Source organism: uncultured Abiotrophia sp., from assembly GCF_938010525.1.
GTDB lineage: Bacteria > Bacillota > Bacilli > Lactobacillales > Aerococcaceae > Abiotrophia.
On the sequence record NZ_CALLVK010000021.1, the window covers coordinates 256,451 to 277,521 of the forward strand.

General features: G+C 45.9%; 17 protein-coding genes. 2 read left to right on the top strand and 15 right to left on the bottom strand.

The features are described from left to right. Window positions 1–10 precede the first annotated feature (10 nt). The 14 genes from galU to Q0339_RS05875 form a co-directional block, all read right to left on the bottom strand. Window positions 11–904, bottom strand: coding sequence for a UTP--glucose-1-phosphate uridylyltransferase GalU (gene galU / locus Q0339_RS05810; RefSeq protein WP_298077877.1), 894 nt, complete (start codon window positions 902–904; stop codon window positions 11–13). Window positions 905–914: 10 nt separating this feature from the next. After that, the gene (locus Q0339_RS05815) at window positions 915–1,745 is read right to left on the bottom strand and encodes an LCP family protein (protein WP_298077878.1); all 831 of its coding nucleotides are present in this window, start codon (window positions 1,743–1,745) and stop codon (window positions 915–917) included. Between the two features lie 12 nt (window positions 1,746–1,757). Continuing rightward, window positions 1,758–3,608 (bottom strand): nucleoside-diphosphate sugar epimerase/dehydratase, encoded by a 1,851-nt coding sequence (locus Q0339_RS05820; RefSeq protein ID WP_298077879.1) that lies wholly within the window; start codon window positions 3,606–3,608, stop codon window positions 1,758–1,760. Between the two features lie 159 nt (window positions 3,609–3,767). Then, a complete protein-coding gene (locus tag Q0339_RS05825) occupies window positions 3,768–5,249 on the bottom strand; it encodes a response regulator transcription factor (protein WP_298077880.1) in 1,482 nt (493 codons plus the stop codon). Next, the gene (locus tag Q0339_RS05830) at window positions 5,207–6,934 is read right to left on the bottom strand and encodes a sensor histidine kinase (RefSeq protein ID WP_298077881.1); all 1,728 of its coding nucleotides are present in this window, start codon (window positions 6,932–6,934) and stop codon (window positions 5,207–5,209) included. Before Q0339_RS05830 ends, Q0339_RS05825 begins: the two co-directional genes overlap by 43 nt. Then, window positions 6,906–7,532: a DUF624 domain-containing protein gene (locus Q0339_RS05835; protein ID WP_298077882.1), complete on the bottom strand. Its 627-nt coding sequence runs from the start codon at window positions 7,530–7,532 to the stop codon at window positions 6,906–6,908. Before Q0339_RS05835 ends, Q0339_RS05830 begins: the two co-directional genes overlap by 29 nt. Then, entirely contained in the window at window positions 7,522–9,804 is a 2,283-nt protein-coding gene (locus Q0339_RS05840) for a GH92 family glycosyl hydrolase (protein ID WP_298077884.1), read from the bottom strand. Before Q0339_RS05840 ends, Q0339_RS05835 begins: the two co-directional genes overlap by 11 nt. Before the next feature lie 155 nt (window positions 9,805–9,959). Then, window positions 9,960–11,414: an ABC transporter substrate-binding protein gene (locus tag Q0339_RS05845; RefSeq protein ID WP_291454054.1), complete on the bottom strand. Its 1,455-nt coding sequence runs from the start codon at window positions 11,412–11,414 to the stop codon at window positions 9,960–9,962. Between the two features lie 59 nt (window positions 11,415–11,473). After that, on the bottom strand, window positions 11,474–12,394 hold the full coding sequence (locus Q0339_RS05850) for a carbohydrate ABC transporter permease (RefSeq protein ID WP_023391290.1): 921 nt from the start codon (window positions 12,392–12,394) through the stop codon (window positions 11,474–11,476). 11 nt (window positions 12,395–12,405) lie between these two features. After that, window positions 12,406–13,290: an ABC transporter permease subunit gene (locus Q0339_RS05855; RefSeq protein ID WP_298077887.1), complete on the bottom strand. Its 885-nt coding sequence runs from the start codon at window positions 13,288–13,290 to the stop codon at window positions 12,406–12,408. A gap of 364 nt (window positions 13,291–13,654) precedes the next feature. Further along, window positions 13,655–14,506: an ROK family protein gene (locus tag Q0339_RS05860; RefSeq protein WP_298077889.1), complete on the bottom strand. Its 852-nt coding sequence runs from the start codon at window positions 14,504–14,506 to the stop codon at window positions 13,655–13,657. Beyond that, on the bottom strand, window positions 14,503–15,912 hold the full coding sequence (locus tag Q0339_RS05865; RefSeq protein WP_298077890.1) for a glycoside hydrolase family 1 protein: 1,410 nt from the start codon (window positions 15,910–15,912) through the stop codon (window positions 14,503–14,505). The genes Q0339_RS05860 and Q0339_RS05865 overlap by 4 nt, the downstream gene beginning before the upstream one ends. 357 nt (window positions 15,913–16,269) lie before the next feature. Continuing rightward, on the bottom strand, window positions 16,270–16,497 hold the full coding sequence (locus Q0339_RS05870) for a hypothetical protein (RefSeq protein ID WP_298077891.1): 228 nt from the start codon (window positions 16,495–16,497) through the stop codon (window positions 16,270–16,272). Between the two features lie 138 nt (window positions 16,498–16,635). Further along, window positions 16,636–17,061, bottom strand: a complete 426-nt coding sequence (locus tag Q0339_RS05875; protein WP_298077892.1) for a MarR family transcriptional regulator — start codon at window positions 17,059–17,061, stop codon at window positions 16,636–16,638. A gap of 147 nt (window positions 17,062–17,208) precedes the next feature. On the opposite strand from Q0339_RS05875, the gene Q0339_RS05880 reads away from it, so the two are divergent. Both Q0339_RS05880 and metA read left to right on the top strand, forming a co-directional pair. Then, on the top strand, window positions 17,209–17,547 hold the full coding sequence (locus Q0339_RS05880) for a helix-turn-helix domain-containing protein (RefSeq protein ID WP_070756231.1): 339 nt from the start codon (window positions 17,209–17,211) through the stop codon (window positions 17,545–17,547). 1,058 nt (window positions 17,548–18,605) lie between these two features. Further along, window positions 18,606–19,529 (top strand): homoserine O-succinyltransferase, encoded by a 924-nt coding sequence (metA, locus tag Q0339_RS05885; RefSeq protein WP_298077893.1) that lies wholly within the window; start codon window positions 18,606–18,608, stop codon window positions 19,527–19,529. 60 nt (window positions 19,530–19,589) lie between these two features. Here metA and Q0339_RS05890 read toward each other — a convergent pair whose 3' ends face one another. Next, the gene (locus Q0339_RS05890; RefSeq protein WP_298077894.1) at window positions 19,590–20,939 is read right to left on the bottom strand and encodes a hypothetical protein; all 1,350 of its coding nucleotides are present in this window, start codon (window positions 20,937–20,939) and stop codon (window positions 19,590–19,592) included. Between the last annotated feature and the right edge of the window lie 132 nt (window positions 20,940–21,071).

The following is a 21,071-nucleotide window of genomic DNA, read 5'->3' on the forward strand; positions in this document are numbered from 1 at the left end:
CCAGCCTTTGTTAGCATTTATCAAGTTCTATTGCCAAACGCTTGATGTAGGCCTTTAGACCTGATTCCGTTTCAGGATGATTTAGACCATATTCAACCATATAGCGCATGTAACCCATTTTGTTGCCGACATCATGTCGGTTGCCTTGGCACTGGACCGCCAGCACTCGTTGGGTCTGATTGAGCTTATTAAGGGCATCAGTCAACTGAACCTCATCTTCCTTACCTACAGGTAAGTCTTCCAAGAGATTGAAGATTTCAGGCGGCAAGACATAACGTCCTGCAATAGCCATGTGACTCTTGAGCTCACTGGCCTTTGGCTTTTCAACCATATTGTTAATGTGATGAACCGGTAAGCCCACTTGATTGTCGACTACTTTGCCCAATTCAACAATCCCCATTTGTTCAGCTTCCTCATCAGAAACCTCCATAATGGCTACATTGGCCGTCTGGGTCTCTTGATAAAGGTCCATGAGTTGGCGCGTGACAGGTTTTTCACCCGTCATGATATTATCGCCTAGCATGACTACAAAAGGCTCATCCGCCACAAAGGCCTTAGCTGCTAAAATCGCGTCTCCTAAGCCCTTTGGATAGGATTGGCGAACGAAGAAGAGATTGGCTTGGGTAGTCCCCTCTACTAATTTAAGCAAATCAGCCTTGCCTTTTGAGCGGAGGTTGTCTTCCAATTCGATATTGGAGTCAAAGTGGTCCTCAATAGGACGTTTGGTTTTACCCGTAATAATCAAGATTTCCTCGATACCAGACGCAATCGCTTCTTCCACAATAAACTGAATAATAGGCTTATCTACAATCGGGAGCATTTCCTTGGCAAAGGCTTTAGTGGCTGGCAAGAAGCCTGTTCCATAGCCTGCTGCTGGAATAACAGCTTTTCTAATTTTCTTCATGAGGAGTCTCCTATTCTTTTAGATCAGATAGCAAGGTCGTGCGCAATTCAGCTAGAGAGGCTTGATCAGGGATATCGTAGTAAACACCATTAATGGTTTGGCCCTGCCCTTGTAGCTGGCCAAGTTCAAGTTGTAAATCGGCCTGACGATACTGGTTGAAGAGGCCCATCAATTGCTCTAGAGACAAGTCCGTCGAGACGGAAGTCATAAGAGAGGCAACTTTCAAAGGATCTAGCTTAAAAGAAGCATCTTGTGCCTTATGCATCAGGGCTTCAAGCACTTGTCGTTGACGGGCTTGGCGGGCATAGTCCCCGCTTGAAGAAAAGCGATCTCGCACATAGTAGAGGGCTGTCCGGCCATCTAAATAAACCGGCGTGTCTTGGTAAAATTCATAGCCATCAATGGTAAATGTTTCAGGTGGAACTACTTCTACGCCACCCACTAAATCCACCAAATCTTCTAGCCCCTTCATATTAAGCGCTAGATAGTGTTGGATGGGGACGCCTAGTAAGTGCTCGACGGTTAGTTTGGATAACTCCGCACCACCATAGGCATAGGCGTGGTTGAGCTTATCCATGCCCTCGTAGCCCTCAATATTGACATAGGTGTCTCGCGGTAGGCTAACGAGGCGTAGGGTTTTATGGCTAGGGTTCAGGGTCATCACCATGATGGTATCGGAACGACCTTGTTCTGTCCGGCCCAGTTCCCCCGTGTCAATTCCTAGAAAGAGGAAAGACACAGGCTCAGAATCTGGTGCTGCCTGAACTTGAGGCCCTTGCCACAGACTGGCCACTAGGCCCAAGACGACAATTAAAAGCAAATGCTGGAGTTTTGATTTCATCTAGGGAGCCTCCTAGTCAGCTTGAGTAGTTTGATTGGCAAAACCAATAATGGCTTCCTTGAGCACATCGCCTTCTAAGGTGTCGAATTCTGCCATCTTAGCTTCAATGGTAGCCAGCGGCATGGTATTTACCTTGCCAACGAAGATTTGATCATGTACTTGGTTATCTACAAATTCTGATGCCACCAAGAGCTCTTCATAGAGTTTTTCACCCGGGCGAATACCTACTTCAATAATTGGGATTTCTTTTTCAGTATGGCCACTGAGTAGGACCATTTTCTTAGCTAGGTCATAAATCTTAACGGGTTCACCCATATCTAAGATGAAGACTTCGCCGTCGCGGGCATATGCCCCAGCATGAATAACTAAACGGCTAGCTTCCGGAATAGTCATAAAGTAGCGGGTCATACGGAAGTCGGTCACCGTTAGCGGGCCCCCTGCAGCAATTTGCCGCTCGAAGACTGGAATGACACTACCTCGGCTACCTAGGACATTACCGAAGCGAACGGCACAATAGGTGGATTGACTAGTCTTATTGAAGCCTGTCACAATCAGTTCAGCCACACGCTTGGTTGCCCCCATCACGTTAGGTGGGTTGACCGCCTTATCTGTCGAAATCATGACCATCTTAGGCACACCAGCTTGGTCGACTGCCTTGGCCACATTATAGGTCCCGTGGATATTATTTTTGAGGGCTTCCTTAGGGTTACGCTCCATCATCGGCACATGCTTATGAGCTGCTGCATGATAGACGATAGCTGGTTGATAATCCTGGAAGACTTGTAATAAGCGTGGATAGTCTTGAATATCTGCAATAACGGGCACATATTCAATTTCTGGATGACTCTTAATTAATTCATGGTAAATCAGATAAATGGAGTTTTCGCCATGACCTAAGAGAATGACCCGTTTAGGCTTGAAGCGACTGACTTGCCGGCAGATTTCACTCCCGATTGAGCCGCCCGCCCCAGTCACCAAGATGGTTTTATGACTTAGCTCTTGGTCCAGGCATGACTCATCCAGGCGGATTTCCTTACGACCCAAGAGGTCTACAATGTCAATTTTCTTAATCTCATTGCGTTGTGGGCCAGCCCCTTGAATAACATCTTCAACCTTAGGCATTTTATAGACGGTTAAGCCCGCCTCGTTACACATTTCGAGGATACGTTCATATTCGCGCGGTTCAAGAGAGGGAATAGCCACAATGACTTCATCAATATCATATTCTTTGGCTAGGCTGGCTAAGTCATCGTAACGACCTAAGACCGGCACGCCACTTAGCTGTTGCCCCTTCTTATTGAGGTCGTTATCCAATATCCCCACAATGTCCAAATCACTGGTTTGAGGTTGATAGCTGTTCATGAAGGCCGCGCCTCCGTCCCCAGCCCCAATTAGGAAAATCCGGCGACTGGTCGCCACCTCCTGGCCGCGATCACGTTGGGAGTATAAGAGCTGCCAAATCAAACGTGGTGCAAAGACCAAGAAGGTACTCAAGAGAATGAAGAGAACCAAGAAACGAACGGAAAACTGAGGCAAGAAGACATAGCTAATGCCATAGCCCACCACACTGGAAATGGCGATGGTGGAAAAGAGCTTCATAAATTCATCTAGGGAATTGTATCGGCTCATACTTGCTGCCAAGCCCATAAGATGGGTTAAGACTTGGTAAATTGCAAAAGTTAACCCCACATACACAATATAGTCAAAGGGATTAGGGTTAATCAAGGTATAGAAGAGGACATAGGATACCACAATGGCTACAATAAAACTTATTAAGTCACTGATGGCCCAGAAAAATTGTTTCTGCCCCCGATTTAATCTTTCAACGATGTCTATTACATAGCCGGCTATATCTTTATTCAAAATCATACTGCCACCTTTTCTATAGATTTGCATTCTTTTGTATCAGTACTATTTTACTCTTGATTGGGGCAAAATACAATGTATTTTCGCCAAAAAGGGCCTAAGTCAGCTCATTGGATTTTGCCTGCATCCTAAATAAAAAGACGGTAAGGTGAAACCTTACCGTGTGACTGGTTTATCTTCTTGGGCCTTAAGGTGATCATGGTAGTGTTGGCGATACTCTTTGGGACTGACACCCTCTGATTGTTTAAAGACCCGGTAAAAATAGGCTTGATTCTGGTAGCCGACTTTGACCGCAATCTGTGCCACTGATAGCTTAGACGCAATCAGTAAATCCTTGGCAATCGCTAAACGATATTGATTGATATAACGGGACAAGGTCATGCCAACCTCGCGCTTAAAGAGTTGCCCTAAGTACATAACATTGACATGGAGGTCATCTGCCAAACTCTTCATGGAGATATTTTCGTTATAGCGTTCATAGATGGCCGCCAAGACTTCATTGACAATAGGTGGATAGAGGTGGTGGCGCTTCTCATGCCCACCTAAATCCAAACTTTCCTTGAGATGCTGGCTTAGCAAGGCAAAAGTCAGAGGTTGATTGGCCCCTTCATCTAGGAGACTGGTTGGGGTATGCTGGTTAGACTTAATATCAAAGTAATGCCGAATCAAGGCCGTTAATTGCACCACTTCCTGAGGCACTAGTTCCCGCTCCTGGCAAAAGGCCAAGAAGCTATCTAAGTCCGCATCCAGCTTAATGCTATTCTGATTATCGATGGCTTCATAGAGATGGCCCACTAATTGATCGACTAACTTAACGGTCGTAGGATCCGTTTGGGCAGCGTCACGCTCATCCTGCCAAAAGATTTGCCTAGCTCGCTCCTCATCCCACTCCCATTCATAGAAAAGCCGTCGACTTTCAGCCTGAAGGAAGGCTTGGAGTTTATGATGGATGTTGGTCAGCGACAGATTAGTCTGTATTTGCATGCCACTATCTTGAGGATCTTGCTTAAAATCCGACTGAGGTATAATCCCTAGTAGCCAGTCACCTAGCACCATAATAGACCAACCACCTGCAGCCAACAATTGGGGCTGACAAGTCTTTTGTGCCAAAACCCACTGCCAATTGGGGGCAGTGACATCCTGGTAACGAAGAGGCAAGCTCCCTTGGCCTATCTCTAGCCAACTAGTCAGTTGAGCTTGCTCATGGTCAGAAATAACCTGAGCTAGGGCTCGCTTATCCCGAATTTCTTGGGCCACTTGGCTAAGCACCCGATGAAGCTCTACCTTGTCGATAGGCTTAAGCAGATAATTCTTGGCTCCTAATTCCATGCCTCGCTTAACGTACTCAAATTCCTGATAACCTGACACAAAAATGAAGACAAAGTCCTGGCCTAGCTCCTTGGCTTGACTAATAAAATCAATCCCCGTTACGTTAGGCATATTGACATCGGTGATGACAATATCCACAGCTTGGTGACTCATTAAGTCCAAGGCTTCCTGGCCATTACCGGCTGTCCCTACAAGTTGCAAACCTAGTTCTTGCCAGCGGATCAGGCGTTCTAAGCCTTTGACAATCATGTACTCATCGTCCACAATCATGACCCTGAGTGGGGTGGGTTGAAAGGACACTGGAGCCATACACGGACACCTCCTTCTTCATTTACTTGATAAGATAAAGTAGCCTGGCCACCAAAATAATGATGGAGTCGCTCAGCCACATTAAAGATCCCAATTGACTGCCGGCTATTCGGTTCAATGGGTCGCGCCCCTTCTCTTAATCCTTGATTTAAGGAGCTGAGGGTTTCTGGGGACATACCTCTCCCATTATCAGACACTTCAATCCAGAGCCTGCTAGTCAGGTTGGCTTGGTCGGCCACGTCTTCCACCCAGGCTTTGATGACTAAGTGGTTATCACTCCTAGCGAAATCCACGCCATGCACAAAATAGTTTTCAATCAATGGTTGCAAGGTAAACTTAGGCAAGACGAAAGCTTGACATTCTGACGTCATTTCAATATCCACCTGCAATTTGTTAGGATAACGCACTTGGTAGAGGTGGATGTATTTACGGCAGAAGGAAAGCTCACGCTCCAAGGTCGTCTCCTTCTCATCGCTAATATTATTTCTTAATAAGGCAGCAAAATCATAGACGATATCGGCCAATTCATCTGCCCCCTCAGTCAGGGCACTCATGCGAATAAACTCTAGCGTGTTATACATAAAATGCGGATTAATTTGCGACTGCAAAGCCTTGAGAATGGCTTCGTGCTCGCGAGCTTCCATGGAATAGAGTTCCTGTATGTTAACCTGATACTGGTCTAACATGGTATTAATGGAATGAGTAATTTCCCGCAGTTCATCCTGCTTATCCGTTTCCCGAATACGATAGTAAAATTGCCCTTCTCCAATTCGCTTGAGGGTCGTGACCATATCATGAACCTGATTGGAATAGGCCCCGAAGAAACGATAAAGCAAGGCCAAGAGGATGACGGCCACAAGTATGGTAATCAAGGTAATCACTAATACAGGACCCGTAACCCGTTGCCAGATAATGGACTTAGGCAGAAGGCTGATGATTAGTAAATCTTCGCCCGTCTCCATGCGGCTGACCAGGTAGCCAGAAGGCACGTTTTCTCCTCTGATGACCGCTTGTAGCTTGTCTTGACTCAGCTTGCCACGTTCTAGGAGCATGCGTTTGAGCTTGGCATCGACGACAACAGTTTGAGCCTTGGTTAAGAGCGGCGACTCAGCCACCCCTTGAAAGAAACGATCGGCATGGTAGTTGACTTGTACCTGCCCCAAACTATGGCCAGAACGCAAGTCAAATAAGGGCCGGTCAAAGCCAATCTCTTTACCCTCTTCTTTACTTATATCAGACGGCATCATCTTACGGCCTCGTGTGTTGTCGGCGGTAGAGACAATCAGTTCTTTGGCATTATCGACATGGATAACAATAGAGGTAATATCTTGAAACTCCCGATGAAGTCGATAGAGCTTATCAGGCAAGTAGAGATTGTACTGACGATTCATCAGAAAACTCTCTAGCGACTCCTGGTAGCTAGAATTGGCATAATGGCGCAAGGCTTCAATCTGCTTGGTTGACTCGGTCAGTTTTTGCGCGATTTTCTGAGTATCTTGATCAGCCTGACTGAGCTCTGACTGAATATGGTAATGCATGAGATTGAGCTCAGCCAGGGCATTATTAATGTTATGTTGATAGAGCAAGTAGACCGCTACTAGTGGCAGAAGAAAAACTAAGACCAAAATCAGGGTCGCATAGTAGCGTAAGAGCCGACTAAAGCGGTTGGGATTCTTCTGGCTCATGCGGAATCACTCCTTGCCGACGCCACTCTCTCAAATAGAAGGATGACAAGCTAGTCACCCAGAGAGGGACCGCGAAGATAAAGGCCAAGGCTGGGAAGGTCATCACCACCCAGACAATAACCAAACTATAAACCAAGGTCAGAAGATTGGGACGTGGCGTCACCAAAAGTTGGAAGAAGCTAAACTTAATGAATTGGCTGGCTTCTCCCTGGTAGACAACCCGCATTTGACTCTCTGCTACTAAAGCTAGGTTCACTAGGACTAAAACTGTCGCTTGGATAACAAGGGCCACCAAGAAGATGAGGCCCCGCATTTGAGAGCTAATAAAAATCAACCAACAAAGAAAGATAGACAAGAGGGTATAGAAGAGATTGAGGCCCCAACTATCACGGCGGTTGGCCTTATAGCTATCCCAAAAGCCAGAGAAAGTCAGCAGGTCTGCTCGCCATTTAGCGCTTTGGTGGGCTTCAGTTAAGGCCGTCAGACTAGCCATGGTGCCAAAAAGGCCCAAACCAGCCAACCAGCCTAACCAGAAAAAGGCGGCCCCCTTCATCCAATAGTAGACTCGCATCATCATCTCAACAAGTTTAGTTTCCATGCGTTTCCTCCTCTATCTTACAATCAAAACTATTATACTCCCTTTGGCCATTTAGCGCTAGAGAAAACGGTCTTAAAGATGGCTCTGTTGGCTTCAGTGACGGTAGAAAGCCTAGCTCCTGCTCTAATTGGCCACCCGCCATTATGTCCTCATAAGTCAAGAAGTGAGCATCATAATCTCGGCCATTTAATTGGCGGCGTAAAACCACATTGAGTACCTGGCTAGGATTTAAGGTAGACCATTGGAACCTTAACCCGCCACTTAAGTTTAGACTGGCCTGATCCCAGATGCTGATCCCTAAGACATATTGATTAGTCCCTGGTGTCACTGCATAGATTCCCAGAGAGCTCAAGACGAACCAGGCTGATAAGGAGCCGTTGTCCTCGTCACCAATATAGCCCTCTTCTTCCAACTTAAAGGCCTCTAGCATGAGCGATTTAAGCAATTGATGGGCCATATGTGGGTGGCCAGCATAGATTGGCAAGTAAGGCAAATGGAAGCTCGGCTGATTGGACAGGGCTAGCTGGCCCCAGTCGCGACGGGCCATTTCTAACATTTCATGAATTTCATAGCCATAGCCATCCACCCGGTAGCTAGCCGGTTGATTAATTAAGGCCTGCAGCTGCTGGTAGAAGGCAGCATCCCCGCCATGTAGGTCTACTAAGTCGGCTAAATTATGATAGACCGCGAAAGACTGCTGCCAGGCAGAACCCTCGGTATAAGGACCACCCCAGGTTTGGCTAACAAAGCTGTCTAAGAAGTGACCTACTTGGTCCTTGGCCCGCATGAGGCCAGTCTCTCCATCGAATAGATGGCGGTAGTTGAGGGATTGTTGGCGGTAGTCCTTGGCTCTCTCATAATCGCCTAAAGCCTGCGCTACCTGACTAATACAGAAGTCGCTATAGGCGTAGTCCAGACTTTTATTGACCGACTCGCTATAGCTTGCTGGCAAATAACCCAAACGGCCATAGTCGGCGCCTCCCTGGCGCCCTTCTAAGGAGTGGGCACTCTCTGTCTCAGCCGTATAAAGCATGGCCTGATAAAGCTTGTGGGCTAACTCTCCAGCCACCAGTCCTTTGACGACAGCATCCGCAATGACCGCATCCACCAAGGTCCCTGGCATGAGCCCCCGTTCATCAGGAGACAGCCATTTAGGCAAGAAACCATCTTCTCGGGCGACAGCTAGAATGCCTTCTAGGAAGAGTGGCACCATTTCAGGCACAATTAAGGCATAGAGTGGGTAGTTAGTCCGGAAGGTGTCCCAGTAGCCATTGTTGGTGAAGAAGTAGCCAGGCTCCAACTTACCTGTATAAGGCGATTGATGAATAGGCTCCCCGGCCTCCGACCACTCATAGGCCGCCTGAGGAAAGGTGGCCGTCCGATAGAGACAGTGATAAAAACGATCGACTAGCTTTCTTTCTCGATGGCTAACTGTTAAACGACTCAGATAGTCCTCCCACGCTGCCTCCGTCTGAGCGCACTGCTGGTCCCAGGTCTGGCCGAAGAAGTCAGATTGCCCATAATTAAGCTCGAGCTGGTCTGGGCTAATATAGGATGTCACCCATTCCAAATGCAAAGACTGGTTTGAGATAGCTTCAATGCCGTCCAACTCTAGCCAAAGTTGGTGGAGACCCTCTCCCAAATCCACCACCTGGCAAAGCTTGAAGGTGACACCCTCCGGCGCTAGCATCCGGCTATATTGACCATATTGACCGTACTTAGACCCTGCTAGCTGATTGGTGTAGAAAGTCAGCTCATGACCCTCTAGCTCATACCAACCACTTTGGGCCAAAACCAAGCTCATGACCCAATGTCCCTTAGGATAGCGTCGGTCAGGCGTCACCTTAAGGCTTGCCCCATCCCGGGTTGGACAACAAGCCACCTGCAAACCATCTCGCAATCGTTGGTAGGACAAAAAGCCTGGTCGAAATTGAGCTAGATCACCGCGATAGCCAGAGCTAGCTAGTTCTCGACTGGCCTCAGCAGACAGAGGGCTCTTAAGTTGATTCCACTCCTTATCCGTTAGGCAGGCCACCTGCCAAGTAACCCAGGCAAAGTCGCCCATCCAGGGACTGGGTTGGTGGGTCAACCTAATCCCAAAAGCAGTACCATCTTCCGGATGGAAAAAGCGTGGTTCCCCAGGCCGGGTCTCCAAAACAAAATGGTTCATGCCAAAGGGCACCCCAGTATAAGGCAGGGTGTTGCCCTGACCTAAGCGGTGACTATTCCGCGTCCCCCAACGGGTATCAACGGTTTGGTAAGGAGCTGACATCTCTTTTCTTCCTTTCTTTCAATCGTCAATCCCTGGACTGACGGAGCATGCTGACTAAGCCAACCTAAGCGGGCTGCTCCGGTTGCAAGAATCGAAGATTCCTTTAACAACAAGAGGCTGGAACTGAGTCCCAGCCTCGCCTCATTCATTAGGCATTAGTTTTTGTTTTTCAAGAATTCGTCGTATTGACGTTGCATTTCTTCCTTGATCTTATCAATACCTGCGTCTTTCAAAGCTTTGTTGAATTCAGGTAAGACTTTTTCAGGGTCAACTGTACCAGTGTGGAGACCTGCAACATATTCGTTAACGACGTTGTTGACGTTCGCAATTTCGTCCGCTACAGGTTCTTGGTTGAAGTTGAAACCTAAGAGTGGAGACTCTGTTGCTTCTTTCAAGCCCTTTTCAGAAGCAGCCAATTGTTCTGGTGTGATGCGTTCATCTTTGTAAAGCAAGGCAGCGTTCCCTGTGTTCCATGCAGACATGTGAGTAGCACCTTCGTTGTACTTAGGCAAGAGTTTGATCTTGTCTTCGCCAACTTTTTCCCAGTTCTCGCCTTCTAGACCATAAACCAAGGTGTTCATAATTTCTGGTTTAGAGTTGATGTAGTTAAGCAATTTAACTGACTCTTCAACGTGATCAGAGTTTTGAGCGATAACGAAGTTAGACATACGTGCTTGAGCGTTAGTCTTGATGATGGTGTCGCCGTGAGGCACAATTTCTAAGTCTTTACCAGAAACGGCACGGAGTAAGTAGTTACCGTAGTCACGTGGCCCTACTGTTTCACGACGCATGAACCAAGTATCAGCATCTAATGGGTACCCTTGGTCAGAAGTTGCAGCGTCTTTAGGTACGAAGCCTTTCTTGTAGAATTCGTGCATTACCTTGATTTCTGGAATGAAGGCATCTGTTTCTTCATAAGGGTTCACGATTTTAGCAGTATCGCCTTTGAGGTAAACCCCGAGTGGTACAGCATCGCCAATGACATAGTCAAAGTCATGCCCTACACGCCAACCACGACCTGCAGCTAAAGGTGCTACGCCAGGTTCTTTGTCTTTAATGGTTTGTAAGAGAGGTTCTACGTCTTTGAGTTCTTTGATGCCGTCTAATTTGAGGTCATATTTCTTCAAGAAGGTTGGGTTGAAGGTGTAGAATTCTTGTGCATAAACGTTCCCATTCACTGGGAAAGCATACATCTTGCCGTCAACTGTGTTCCCTTTGATGTAAGCTTCATCTAAGTACTTGAAGGAGTCTTGAGCGTGTTCTTTGATTAGGTCAGTCAAGTCAGCATAAGCACCTTTTGAAGCATTTTGGATGTAGCCAGAGGCACGCGCGATGTCGTATTTTTCACCTGAGTTGGTCATCACGTTCATCTTGTCATCGTACTCACCCCAACCTAGGTAGCGGATTTCAAGTTTAAGGTTTAAGTCACGAACGAAAGCTTCGTTAACTTTAGCCAAAAGTTGATCCAAGTTATCAGGTGGTGTCCCGATTTGGTACATGGTGATAGTAGTTGGCTCTTCAGCTTTAACAGCTGGAGTGAAGACAGAAGCTACCGATACTGCTGCTAAAGCAGACATAGCCATATTACGTACAAGACGTTTCATTTTCATTGTGGATTCCTCCTAAAATTTTTATATTGTTATTACCTGTAAGAATGGAGTGGTCACGTCTATTCCTTGACGCCACCTATGGTTAAACCAGAAATAAAGTATTTCTGGAAGAAAGGATAGCTTAAGGCGATTGGCAAGGTGGAGATAACCACCATGGCCATACGCGTTGCTTCCCGCGGAATAGAGACGCCCGATACGGCCGAAGCACCTTGGGCAGCATTTTTAACGATATAGTCAATATTAGCTTGGATTTGCATCAAGACATATTGCAGTGGGAAGAGGTTTTGATCATCTAAGTAAAGCAAAGCGCTAAACCAGTCGTTCCAGAAACCAATGGCCGCAAAGAGGGAGATGGTTGCAATCCCTGGAATAGCCAGTGGTAGGACGATTTGGCGGAAAATCCGAAATTCGCCTGCCCCGTCAATCCTAGCGGATTCAATGATGGATTCGGGAATAGACTTACGGAAGAAGGTCCGCATGATAATGACGTTGAAGGGGCTCAAGGCCATTGGCAAAATCAAGGCCCAGATGGAGTTTCTTAACTTAAGTAAGGAAGTCATCACGATATAGCTTGGCACCATCCCAGCCCCTACCAACATGGTCACCAAAATGATGAAGAGGAAGAATCGGCGGAAAATGAAGTAAGGTCGTGATAAGGCATAGGCATAAGTCGAAGTAACTGTTACGTTAATCAAGGTCCCGACCACGGTCACGAAGACTGTCACCATAAAGGCATTGACGATGGTAGAACTTTGCGTAAAGAGATACTCGTAACCTGCCGTTGACCAGGCATCCGGAATCAAGCGATAGCCGTTCCGCACAATGGAGTTTTCATCGGTTAGCGATAAGATGATAACAAAGATGAAGGGAAAAACACCCGTTAAACCAACCAAGGTCATCAGAAGACTGAAGAAGAAGTTAGCTTTGGGGCCGAAGGTATCCACCGATACCTTACCCAGTTTTTTCTTGGTCTGAGTCATGGTGGCACCTCCTAGAATAAAGCAGAATCTGGATCAATCTTGCGCACAATCAAGTTAGCTGACAGCAACAAGATGAAACCAACGAAGGACTGATAAAGCCCAGCTGCGGTGGTCATCCCCAGGTTCCCTGCGTTTTTCAAACCATCATAGATGTAGGTATCTAAGACGGACGTCACATTTTTAAGCGGGCCAGATTGAAGTGGCACTTGGTAGAAGAGACCGAAGTCGGCCCGGAAGATGTTCCCAATCCCCAAGATAACCAGAATAATCATCATAGGCACCAAATGTGGAATCACGACGTGACGAATTTGGTCCCACTTGCTAGCGCCATCCATTTGAGCGGCTTCATAGTAGGTCCGGTCAATCCCCACGATGGTCGCGAAGTAGATAATGGAGGAATAACCAATCCCTTTCCAAATCCCCATGAAGACAAGGAATGGTGGCCACATATCAGGTGTTGTATACCAGTTAGTGTCGGCCTTCATGCCCATATCCCCTAACATTTGGTTCAAAAGACCGCGGTCAGTAGATAGGAAGGTTAAGACGAAGATACTGATGATAACCCATGACAAGAAATAAGGTAAGAGCATGGAGGTTTGAATGGTCTTAACCAAGAGCTTACTGCGTAATTGGCTGAGAATAATCGCGAACATAACGGCGAAGATAAGGCCAATAACAATAAAGGCTAGGTTATATAAGACAGTGTTCCGGGTAATAAGATAGGCCTTAGAACTTGAAAATAAGTAGTTAAAGTTAGCGAACCCTACCCATTTACTGTCGAGGATGGACTGAACAAATCCCCCCTTGGAGAAACGGAATTGCTTAAAGGCCACCACGTTCCCTAATACTGGAATATAGTAGAAAAAAATAAGCCAAATCAGCCCCGGTAAAGTCATAATGAGCAAGGGTATATTTTGTTTCCATTTGCGTCGTTTTTTGGAGCTTTTAGCTTTTTTCGCTGCTTCCATTGTCACTCCTCTTTTCTGTTAACGTTTACAGTTTGTATTATACGCCAATTGCCCCTGACTTCCTATCCTCAAATCATAGGTAATTTATTAAAAATTATAGGTATTAAATCATACTTTGTATATTAAACTAGCATAGGCAAATACTAGTCCATGCTGAGACTCTAGCATCTAGATTGAAGTTTTTAAGGCACTATCCTCTAGCTAATTTAGGCAGATATTTAATAGGCTTTTGGCCAAGCAAATAGGCATGACTTCAGTCATGCCTTAAACGCAAAAATATTATGACTTAAACTCACTTAGACCTTGCCAACCAGCTTACCCCTGCCCCAATCAAATTAGCATCTGCTTGATGGGCACAAGAACGCACCTGAGGATGATGAGGGACTTCAGACGCATCTAAGAAGGTCTTGACCCGCTCTTCCAGTAGCCGACTGAAGTCCTGATTACCCGACAGGGCGCCGCCAATCAAAATAAGTGACAAATCCATGAAGACATAGAGATTATGAATCAAGAGAGCCAAGTCATCTACCATTTGATTGACGGCTTCCTTAGCTTCTGGATAGCCTTGTTCCGCCAGTTCCAAAAGGGCCTTAAAGTCGCTGGACCCATTATAGCGCCGCGCCACATTGACCGGGCTCATGGTTGGGCTGACCCGGCGACTAAAGTCGACCATGCCATAGCCAAATTCACCGGCAAAGCCCCCTGGGCCCCGGTAGAGCTGGCCATTTAAGACCAGGGCGCCCCCAATGCCAGATCCTAAGACTAGGAGGGCGGCGGCTTGGGCTCCCTGAGCAGCTCCTGAATGCACTTCAGCTACCGCCGCACAGTTGGCGTCATTTTCAATGGTAACGGGCACTTGAAAGGCCTGGGTCATCTCTTGAACAAAAGGCCGATGATGGATATAAGGGACGGCACTAATACCTTCGATAAGGCCTTTATCTGGCAAAACAGTCCCCGGCACGGAAAAGCCAATCCCTTTGATCGGCAAGTCCAATTCTTGGCGGAGTTTGGCAAGCTGGGACTGGAATTCCTCCCAAGTCGCTGGTGTTGGGAACTTTCCTTGATGGCTCAATACTTGCCCATCAAAAATCCCATACTTAACGCTCGTCCCCCCGACATCGCAAACTAATAGTTGCTCGCTCATGTCATTTCCTCCCATTCAAAACCATGATTAGCAGTCAAATCTTTGAACCACCAGCCGGATTTCTTGACGGTCCGAGTCTGGGTATGAATATCGTTAGAGATTAAGCCATAGCGATTCTTGTAGGCATTGAGCCAGGACCAACCATCGACTGGTGTCCAGACATGGTAGCCAAAGCAGTTAGCCCCTTCTTGCATGGCCCGGTTAAGCCAGTAGAGATGTTCGCTAAAGAACTGAATCCGATACTGATCCTGGATAACGCCTGTTTGATCCAGATAGCGCTCCTCACGCGAAACGCCAATCCCATTCTCAGAGACAAACCAAGGAATATTATCATAATTATCTTGAAGGTTCTTAGCAATATCATAAAGAGCTTGAGGATAGATTTCCCAGCCCTTGTCCACATTCATACGACGGCCTGGCATTTGATAGTCGTTAAAGTAGCGTTGTGGCATCCAATCAACGGTTAAGCTGTTAGGCGAGATTTCGGGAGCCTTAACCCGATGAGGGTGGTAGTAGTTAACCCCGATATAATCCACACGATTGTCGCGGATAATGGCTAGCTCTTCTGGCGTCGATTCCCACAATACTCCGTCTTTAGCCAGAATGGCCACTAATTCCTCTGGAAAATGTCCCTTAACTGAAGCATCTAAGAAGAGGCGGTTGACAAATAAGTTGGCAAAATGTGCTGCTGCCAAATCTTCTTCAGCTTGGCTAGCAGGATAAGCCGGTGTCAGGTTAAGGGCAATGGTGACCCGACCTGCTGGATTTTGATTGATTTGGCGGTAGGCTTGAATGGCCTTGGCAGAGGCTAATTGTAGGTTATAGGCCACTTGCACAGCCTTCTTGCCATCTACTAACATAGGATAGTGGAAACCATAGAGATACTGGCCTTCTACGACTACCATAGGTTCATTGAAGGTCATCCAATCGGTCACACGATCACCAAAACACTCAAAGGCCCGGCGCGCAAATTTCACAAAAAGCTCTACGACATGCTTGGACTCCCAACCACCGTAACGCTCATAGAGTTCGATCGGTAAATCAAAGTGGTGAAGGTTGATAATTGGCCGAATGCCGGCAGCCAAGAGGGCATCAATGACCCGGTTGTAGTAAGCTAGCCCTTCTGGATTCAAGGTACCTTCCTCTAAATCATCAATCAAGCGGGTCCATTGAATGGAGGTCCGCAAACTATTAAACCCTAAGTCCTTGAATAGGGCGATATCAGACTCATATAAATGGTAGAAATCGGATGTCGCATCCGGCCCTACATAGCGGAAGAAATCTTCCGGCTTGGTATCATAATGATAATCGAATACATTGACATGGGGCTTATGGAATCGCCCTTCATTTTGTGGACCAGAGGTTGCCCCGCCCCACCAAAAATCTACTGGAAATGTTACTTTCATCGTCATCACCTCACCCTTATTATAGCATGACCCTGACTGTACAAAATATAGACCTTTTGCAACAAACTATAGGCTTATCTTAAAGCGCGCCAAACGGATTCATAAACAGCCTACCCTCCGCCCCAGAGAACCATCACCTTATTGCGGCAATTTTTTACACCGAGTTGTGGTTAACCACAACTCGAGTCAAAATCGTGACCAAACAAGAAAGTTATATAAGACAAAAAGGATGCCTCTATATCAAGTAGGCCTGGATAAAATGTCTCTCATTTCGCCAAAAATCTTTTCCCTAAAAATTCTCTAGCTTGCCCCTTTAGACAGAAAAAGGCGAGAGACCTAAGTCTCCCACCTCTTGGCTTAAAACCAAGCAAATAAGTCTTTCATTTGTCGGCTAAGTGATTCTATTTCTCTAGCAGGAATCACTTCTAAAGGCAACAAGGCCTTAGCCGCGTTCACTGCTTTTTGAATGGATGGATATAAGGTGGATGTTGGGAAGAGAGACATCAAGTTTTCCCCACGGTTGATGAGGGCCTTGAAATCATTTAAGACCTTGTCTTTGTTGGTTGTCCCGTTGAGACGACGCAACTCCCCATAGAGGCTCCAACGAGCCCCTTCTTTCTGGGCGGGGTATGATTAAGTAAAGCAGTCCTTTCTTGAAACATAAAAGTAGCGCTGTTCTTCTGTCAGAACAGCGCTACTTTATTAAAAATGGATGGAAATCGCCTATGATTGATCGAAATTTATTTTCTTGAGTAGGCTGCTAAGCCCTTGCAACTCCTCTTCGCTTAAGTTACCAAATACTTTATCAAGTTTGGCTACGTGAACAGGGAAAATCTCTCGCATCAAGTCAAAACCTGATGGACTTAGGCTAATATAAGCTACCCTTCTATCCTTAGCATCAATTCTCCGTTGAACAAGCCCCTTTTTTTCTAGCTGATTAATGACATAAGTTGTCGATGAGGAAGAAATCAGAATCTTCTTAGCAATTTGCTGTACAGGGTACTCCCCTTTAGACCAGAGCAATTCTAAAACACCAAACTCTGTCGAATTAAGCCCGTAACTACTGACGTCATTCTTTAAAAATTGTGTCAGTTGGCCACTGGTCCGCATAAGTCCCACAACCACTTTCAAAGCTAATTCTTGATGCATAGGCCAACCTCCTCATTTTTTCTTAAGGTCTCATTATAACAAGTCTTGTTTTTTTAAACAAGAGAAATATTTATACTTGACCTTTTAAATATAACTTTATACACTGTATTAAGTATCAAAAATAATTATGTAAAGGACTTAATAGATATGGCACGCTTCAGCAGTGACAAACTCCCTACTTGCCCCTTTGTTGTTACCCAAAAAGTTCTCTCTGGCAAATGGAGTATTCTCATCCTCCACGCCCTTGAGCAAGGTCCTAAACGCTTTAATGTTCTCCACCGTGAATTATCTGGAATCACTCAAGCTACCCTCACTAAACAATTACGTCAGTTGGAAGAAGATGGCATCATTATCCGCAAGGCCTATCCTCAGATTCCACCTAAGGTAGAATATCAACTATCCGCTATCGGCATGGAATTTCGTTTAGTGCTTCAACAATTGGGGGCCTGGGGGAACAAGTATATCCATTTCCTTAAAACTCAATAATAAAGAATAAGCGTGTTGACTTCCCCAAGTCAACACGCTTTTCTCATAATGATAGACGCGTCAAAATAGAAAAGTATTCGGTAAGCCCCTAAACTTCCTATTTGACTGAAGATGCTCCACCCAACTGTACTTTTACCTTCCCCTAAAGGGAAAAGTACTAACTGAGCCATCTATCATCAATAGTAACCAATAATTAAAAAGGTTGCGCTAGCCTGTTGCTAGCTGTGGTACCTTGACTATCTGACCAAGATCCCTCAATCTTAGTGGTCTATGATAGGTGCCAAGGCGAGGTATCTTCCGCCTCTTCAAAAGGCAACCTCAGATAATGTGATCAACGGGAGAAAGTCTCCACTCCATCCGAATAATGAGTTCACTATTCATTGCAACTAGCAAATAGTGGCTATCACTTGTCCCGCCTCTCTCGCCTACTCACATATTTTGTCACCATTTACAACGCGCCGCAGTTGCTTGACAAAGTTAGTTTCTGTTAGCCGATCTCGCCCTCGGGCGAGAAAAAGAACCATAAGTAGCTAAAGATTTAGGTTTCTACCAAACAAGTGATTGAAGTAATTGATATCACCCGTTGTCACGATCATCCTAAATTCGAAATGACTCATAGTAAAAGAACTACTTCCCCTCTGTTCTAAAAGCAGTCGCTTAAAGCACTTAGTTATCTCGAATTCGAAATAATTATATCACGTCAATGACATTCGGTCAATACATTGATTTTCATAATCTTTTCCTAAATAAATAGAGATTCGTTTCGCTAAATATTCGGAATAACCTGAACTTTCTTAGAATATTCTCTAAATGTATTCTTATTTTTATTCACAACTTAATAATAGCTCCTATTTTATATGTTTTCTTTCGCCTTTTATAAGATAAATAGCTATTTATACCCTATATTTTTTATTTATCCTGCCTATTCATAGTTAAAAACTATAGATACTCCTATAAAATCAGTATAGCCAGATGATTGACCCTAGCCCGCTTTAGCCCTTACAATAAGAGAAAAGCTCCTTTACTTGATAGGAGTGATCACGTAAGGAGGTTGCCCTTTGCCTATTCGTATTGCTGATGGCCTACCCGCCAAACAAGAATTACTTCATGAAGGTATCCAGGTCATGGAAGAGCAGACCGCACAGCGCCAGGATATTCGCCCGCTTAAAATTTTGCTCCTCAATCTCATGCCCAAAAAAGAAGAAACTGAACTTCAATTTCTACGCCTTCTAGGTAGCCAACCTCTACAAATTGAAGTCGACTTCCTCCAAATGTCGAGCCGTAAATCCAGTCACACCAATGCCTCGCACTTGGAGAAATTCTACTATCAATTTAATCAAATCCAAGACCGCTATTATGATGGCTTAATCGTGACGGGAGCTCCAGTAGAGCACCTCGACTTCGAAGACGTCACCTACTGGTCAGAACTCCAAAGCATCTTCGACTGGTCTAAAAGCCATGTCTTCTCTTGCCTCCATATCTGCTGGGGGGCGCAAGCGCGACTCTATAACGACTATGGCATAGCTAAGCATACCCTACCTATTAAGCTTTTTGGTATTTTTAGTCATGCCCTGACCCAGCGCCACCATCCTCTAACGCGTGGTCTAGACGACACTTTCTTAGCGCCACAATCGCGCCACACGGGTATCGATGAAGCTAAACTGGCCCAGCACCCAGAGCTGGATGTGTTGGCTACCGCGCCTGAAACGGGGACCCTATTGGCCGCTTCTAAGGATAATCGACAAATTTTTGTCACGGGTCACATGGAATACGATGCCTTGACTTTAGATCAGGAATATCGTCGGGATTTAGGTTCTAATCCTCAAGTCTGCCTGCCTCTGAACTACTATCCTCAAGATCAAGCAGATTTACCACCCCAACATCGTTGGCGATCTAGCGCTTATCTTTTCTTCCATAATTGGCTGAACTTGGTTTATCAACAAACACCTTATGATTTAACCACGCTTGATGACCAAGCTTAAAAATAAGACCTCCAAACACAGCAAGAGCCCTCCCCTAAGTGGGAGGGCTGCTTTTTGTGCTTATTTAAGGACAGTCCCGTCTGCTAAGGTGATGGTGTGTCCATTGAAGTTGATAGTGCCTTTGTTGGTTAAGCTAGTCAAGGTGACATCCCCAGTTAAGTTCCAAGTCGCCCCTTCTTCTACTGTGACCACTGCATTATCCGCAACCGACCTACCACCATCTGCGTTATCGACGATTTTGATGGTGCCGGTAAAGTTGGTACCTTTGCCTAAGGTTAAATTCAAGGTAGAGATGGTATCGACCTCAATTGCGCCTTCCAAGGTTTGATTATGGGTTGTCATAGTGACGTTAGCGCCATTGGCCCCGGCAGTCCCCCAACCATGGCTAGCATCATTCCCTAAGACAGCTAAGAGACGGCCTTCTGTATCCAGGTTTTTGATAGTCACGTTGGTTAAGTTAATGTCAGCATGCGTGTTGGTGACATAGATTAAATCGCCATTCTTGCTAATCAAGTTGCCATCCGTCATGGTGAAGGCGGCCTTACCGACTTCCGCATCCCCAGACATAGACTGGTAAATCATGACATTATGGACATTGGTATCAGAGCTGCTACCTTTGGTATCACTCATATTGCCTTCAACTGTCGCATTCTCTAAGGTAATAGAGTTTTGACCTTCGATTACTAGGGCTTCAGAGTTCTGAGCTGTGAAGGTCCCATTTTTAGCTGTAATATTGGCCGTTGAGTAAATGGCTGGTGAGTTGTAACCTTTAGAAGTATAGGTCCCGCCATCAACCACTACTCTACCACCACCCCGGTCTGACCGGACAGCTGCTGCTGAGTTCCCGGCTGTCTCGACGGTCAAGTTGGTCGCATTCATAGTCGCGCCCCCTGTCGTCTGAATCCCTCCAGAGTTATCGGCTGTGGTTATAATGGTCGTATCCGCTACATTCACTGTCGTGCCTTGGCCATAGGAGAAAATCCCATTACCGTTTTGAGCGCTGGTATTAACGGTCGCGTCTTTGATGGTTACGCTAGCGCCGTCTGTTGCTAGTAAGCCGGCATTCATTCCGTAGAAGTCACCATCTTCTGTGTTAGAGCTTGCTCCTGCTGTTTTATCCACTTTGATGCCTGTTAAGGTAACTTTGGCATTGGTTACTCTGAGGGCATTTTCATCATCACCAGTAGAGCTATACTGACTATCGGTCGCAGTACCGTCCTCGCTAATCTCAGTAGCAGTCGTCCCTTGATTAACGGTGCCAGATCCACCAAATCCTCCGCCTGGAGGTGCTTGAGGTGGTGCCGCCTGAACTTGAACAAGTGGGGTATTAAGCGTCAGCGTCATGAGACTGGCTTGCGCTAAGATAAAAGCAGAAGTAATGAGTGCGGCAATTTTATGTAGTTTTTTCATCTTAATCATCCTTTCGTCAACTCTTTTGTTTTAGTTGATAGCTTAAGTATAGGATGCTTACTTAAAATCTACTTAAAGCCATAAAAACTTTTTTGACTTATTCAAGGCCAAGAAAAAATGCCGACAGAATCG

Bases quoted from the DNA above. Each gene is read 5' to 3' on its own strand.
- Q0339_RS05875 (WP_298077892.1), bottom strand. From the start codon at position 17,061: ATGCATCAAGAATTAGCTTTGAAAGTGGTTGTGGGACTTATGCGGACC.
- Q0339_RS05890 (WP_298077894.1), bottom strand. From the start codon at position 20,939: ATGAAAAAACTACATAAAATTGCCGCACTCATTACTTCTGCTTTTATC.
- Q0339_RS05860 (WP_298077889.1), bottom strand. From the start codon at position 14,506: ATGAGCGAGCAACTATTAGTTTGCGATGTCGGGGGGACGAGCGTTAAG.
- Q0339_RS05840 (WP_298077884.1), bottom strand. From the start codon at position 9,804: ATGTCAGCTCCTTACCAAACCGTTGATACCCGTTGGGGGACGCGGAAT.
- Q0339_RS05830 (WP_298077881.1), bottom strand. From the start codon at position 6,934: ATGAGCCAGAAGAATCCCAACCGCTTTAGTCGGCTCTTACGCTACTAT.
- Q0339_RS05880 (WP_070756231.1), top strand. From the start codon at position 17,209: ATGGCACGCTTCAGCAGTGACAAACTCCCTACTTGCCCCTTTGTTGTT.
- galU (WP_298077877.1), bottom strand. From the start codon at position 904: ATGAAGAAAATTAGAAAAGCTGTTATTCCAGCAGCAGGCTATGGAACA.
- Q0339_RS05855 (WP_298077887.1), bottom strand. From the start codon at position 13,290: ATGACTTTACCGGGGCTGATTTGGCTTATTTTTTTCTACTATATTCCA.
- Q0339_RS05865 (WP_298077890.1), bottom strand. From the start codon at position 15,912: ATGAAAGTAACATTTCCAGTAGATTTTTGGTGGGGCGGGGCAACCTCT.
- Q0339_RS05845 (WP_291454054.1), bottom strand. From the start codon at position 11,414: ATGAAAATGAAACGTCTTGTACGTAATATGGCTATGTCTGCTTTAGCA.
- Q0339_RS05825 (WP_298077880.1), bottom strand. From the start codon at position 5,249: ATGGCTCCAGTGTCCTTTCAACCCACCCCACTCAGGGTCATGATTGTG.
- Q0339_RS05850 (WP_023391290.1), bottom strand. From the start codon at position 12,394: ATGACTCAGACCAAGAAAAAACTGGGTAAGGTATCGGTGGATACCTTC.
- Q0339_RS05835 (WP_298077882.1), bottom strand. From the start codon at position 7,532: ATGGAAACTAAACTTGTTGAGATGATGATGCGAGTCTACTATTGGATG.
- Q0339_RS05815 (WP_298077878.1), bottom strand. From the start codon at position 1,745: ATGAAATCAAAACTCCAGCATTTGCTTTTAATTGTCGTCTTGGGCCTA.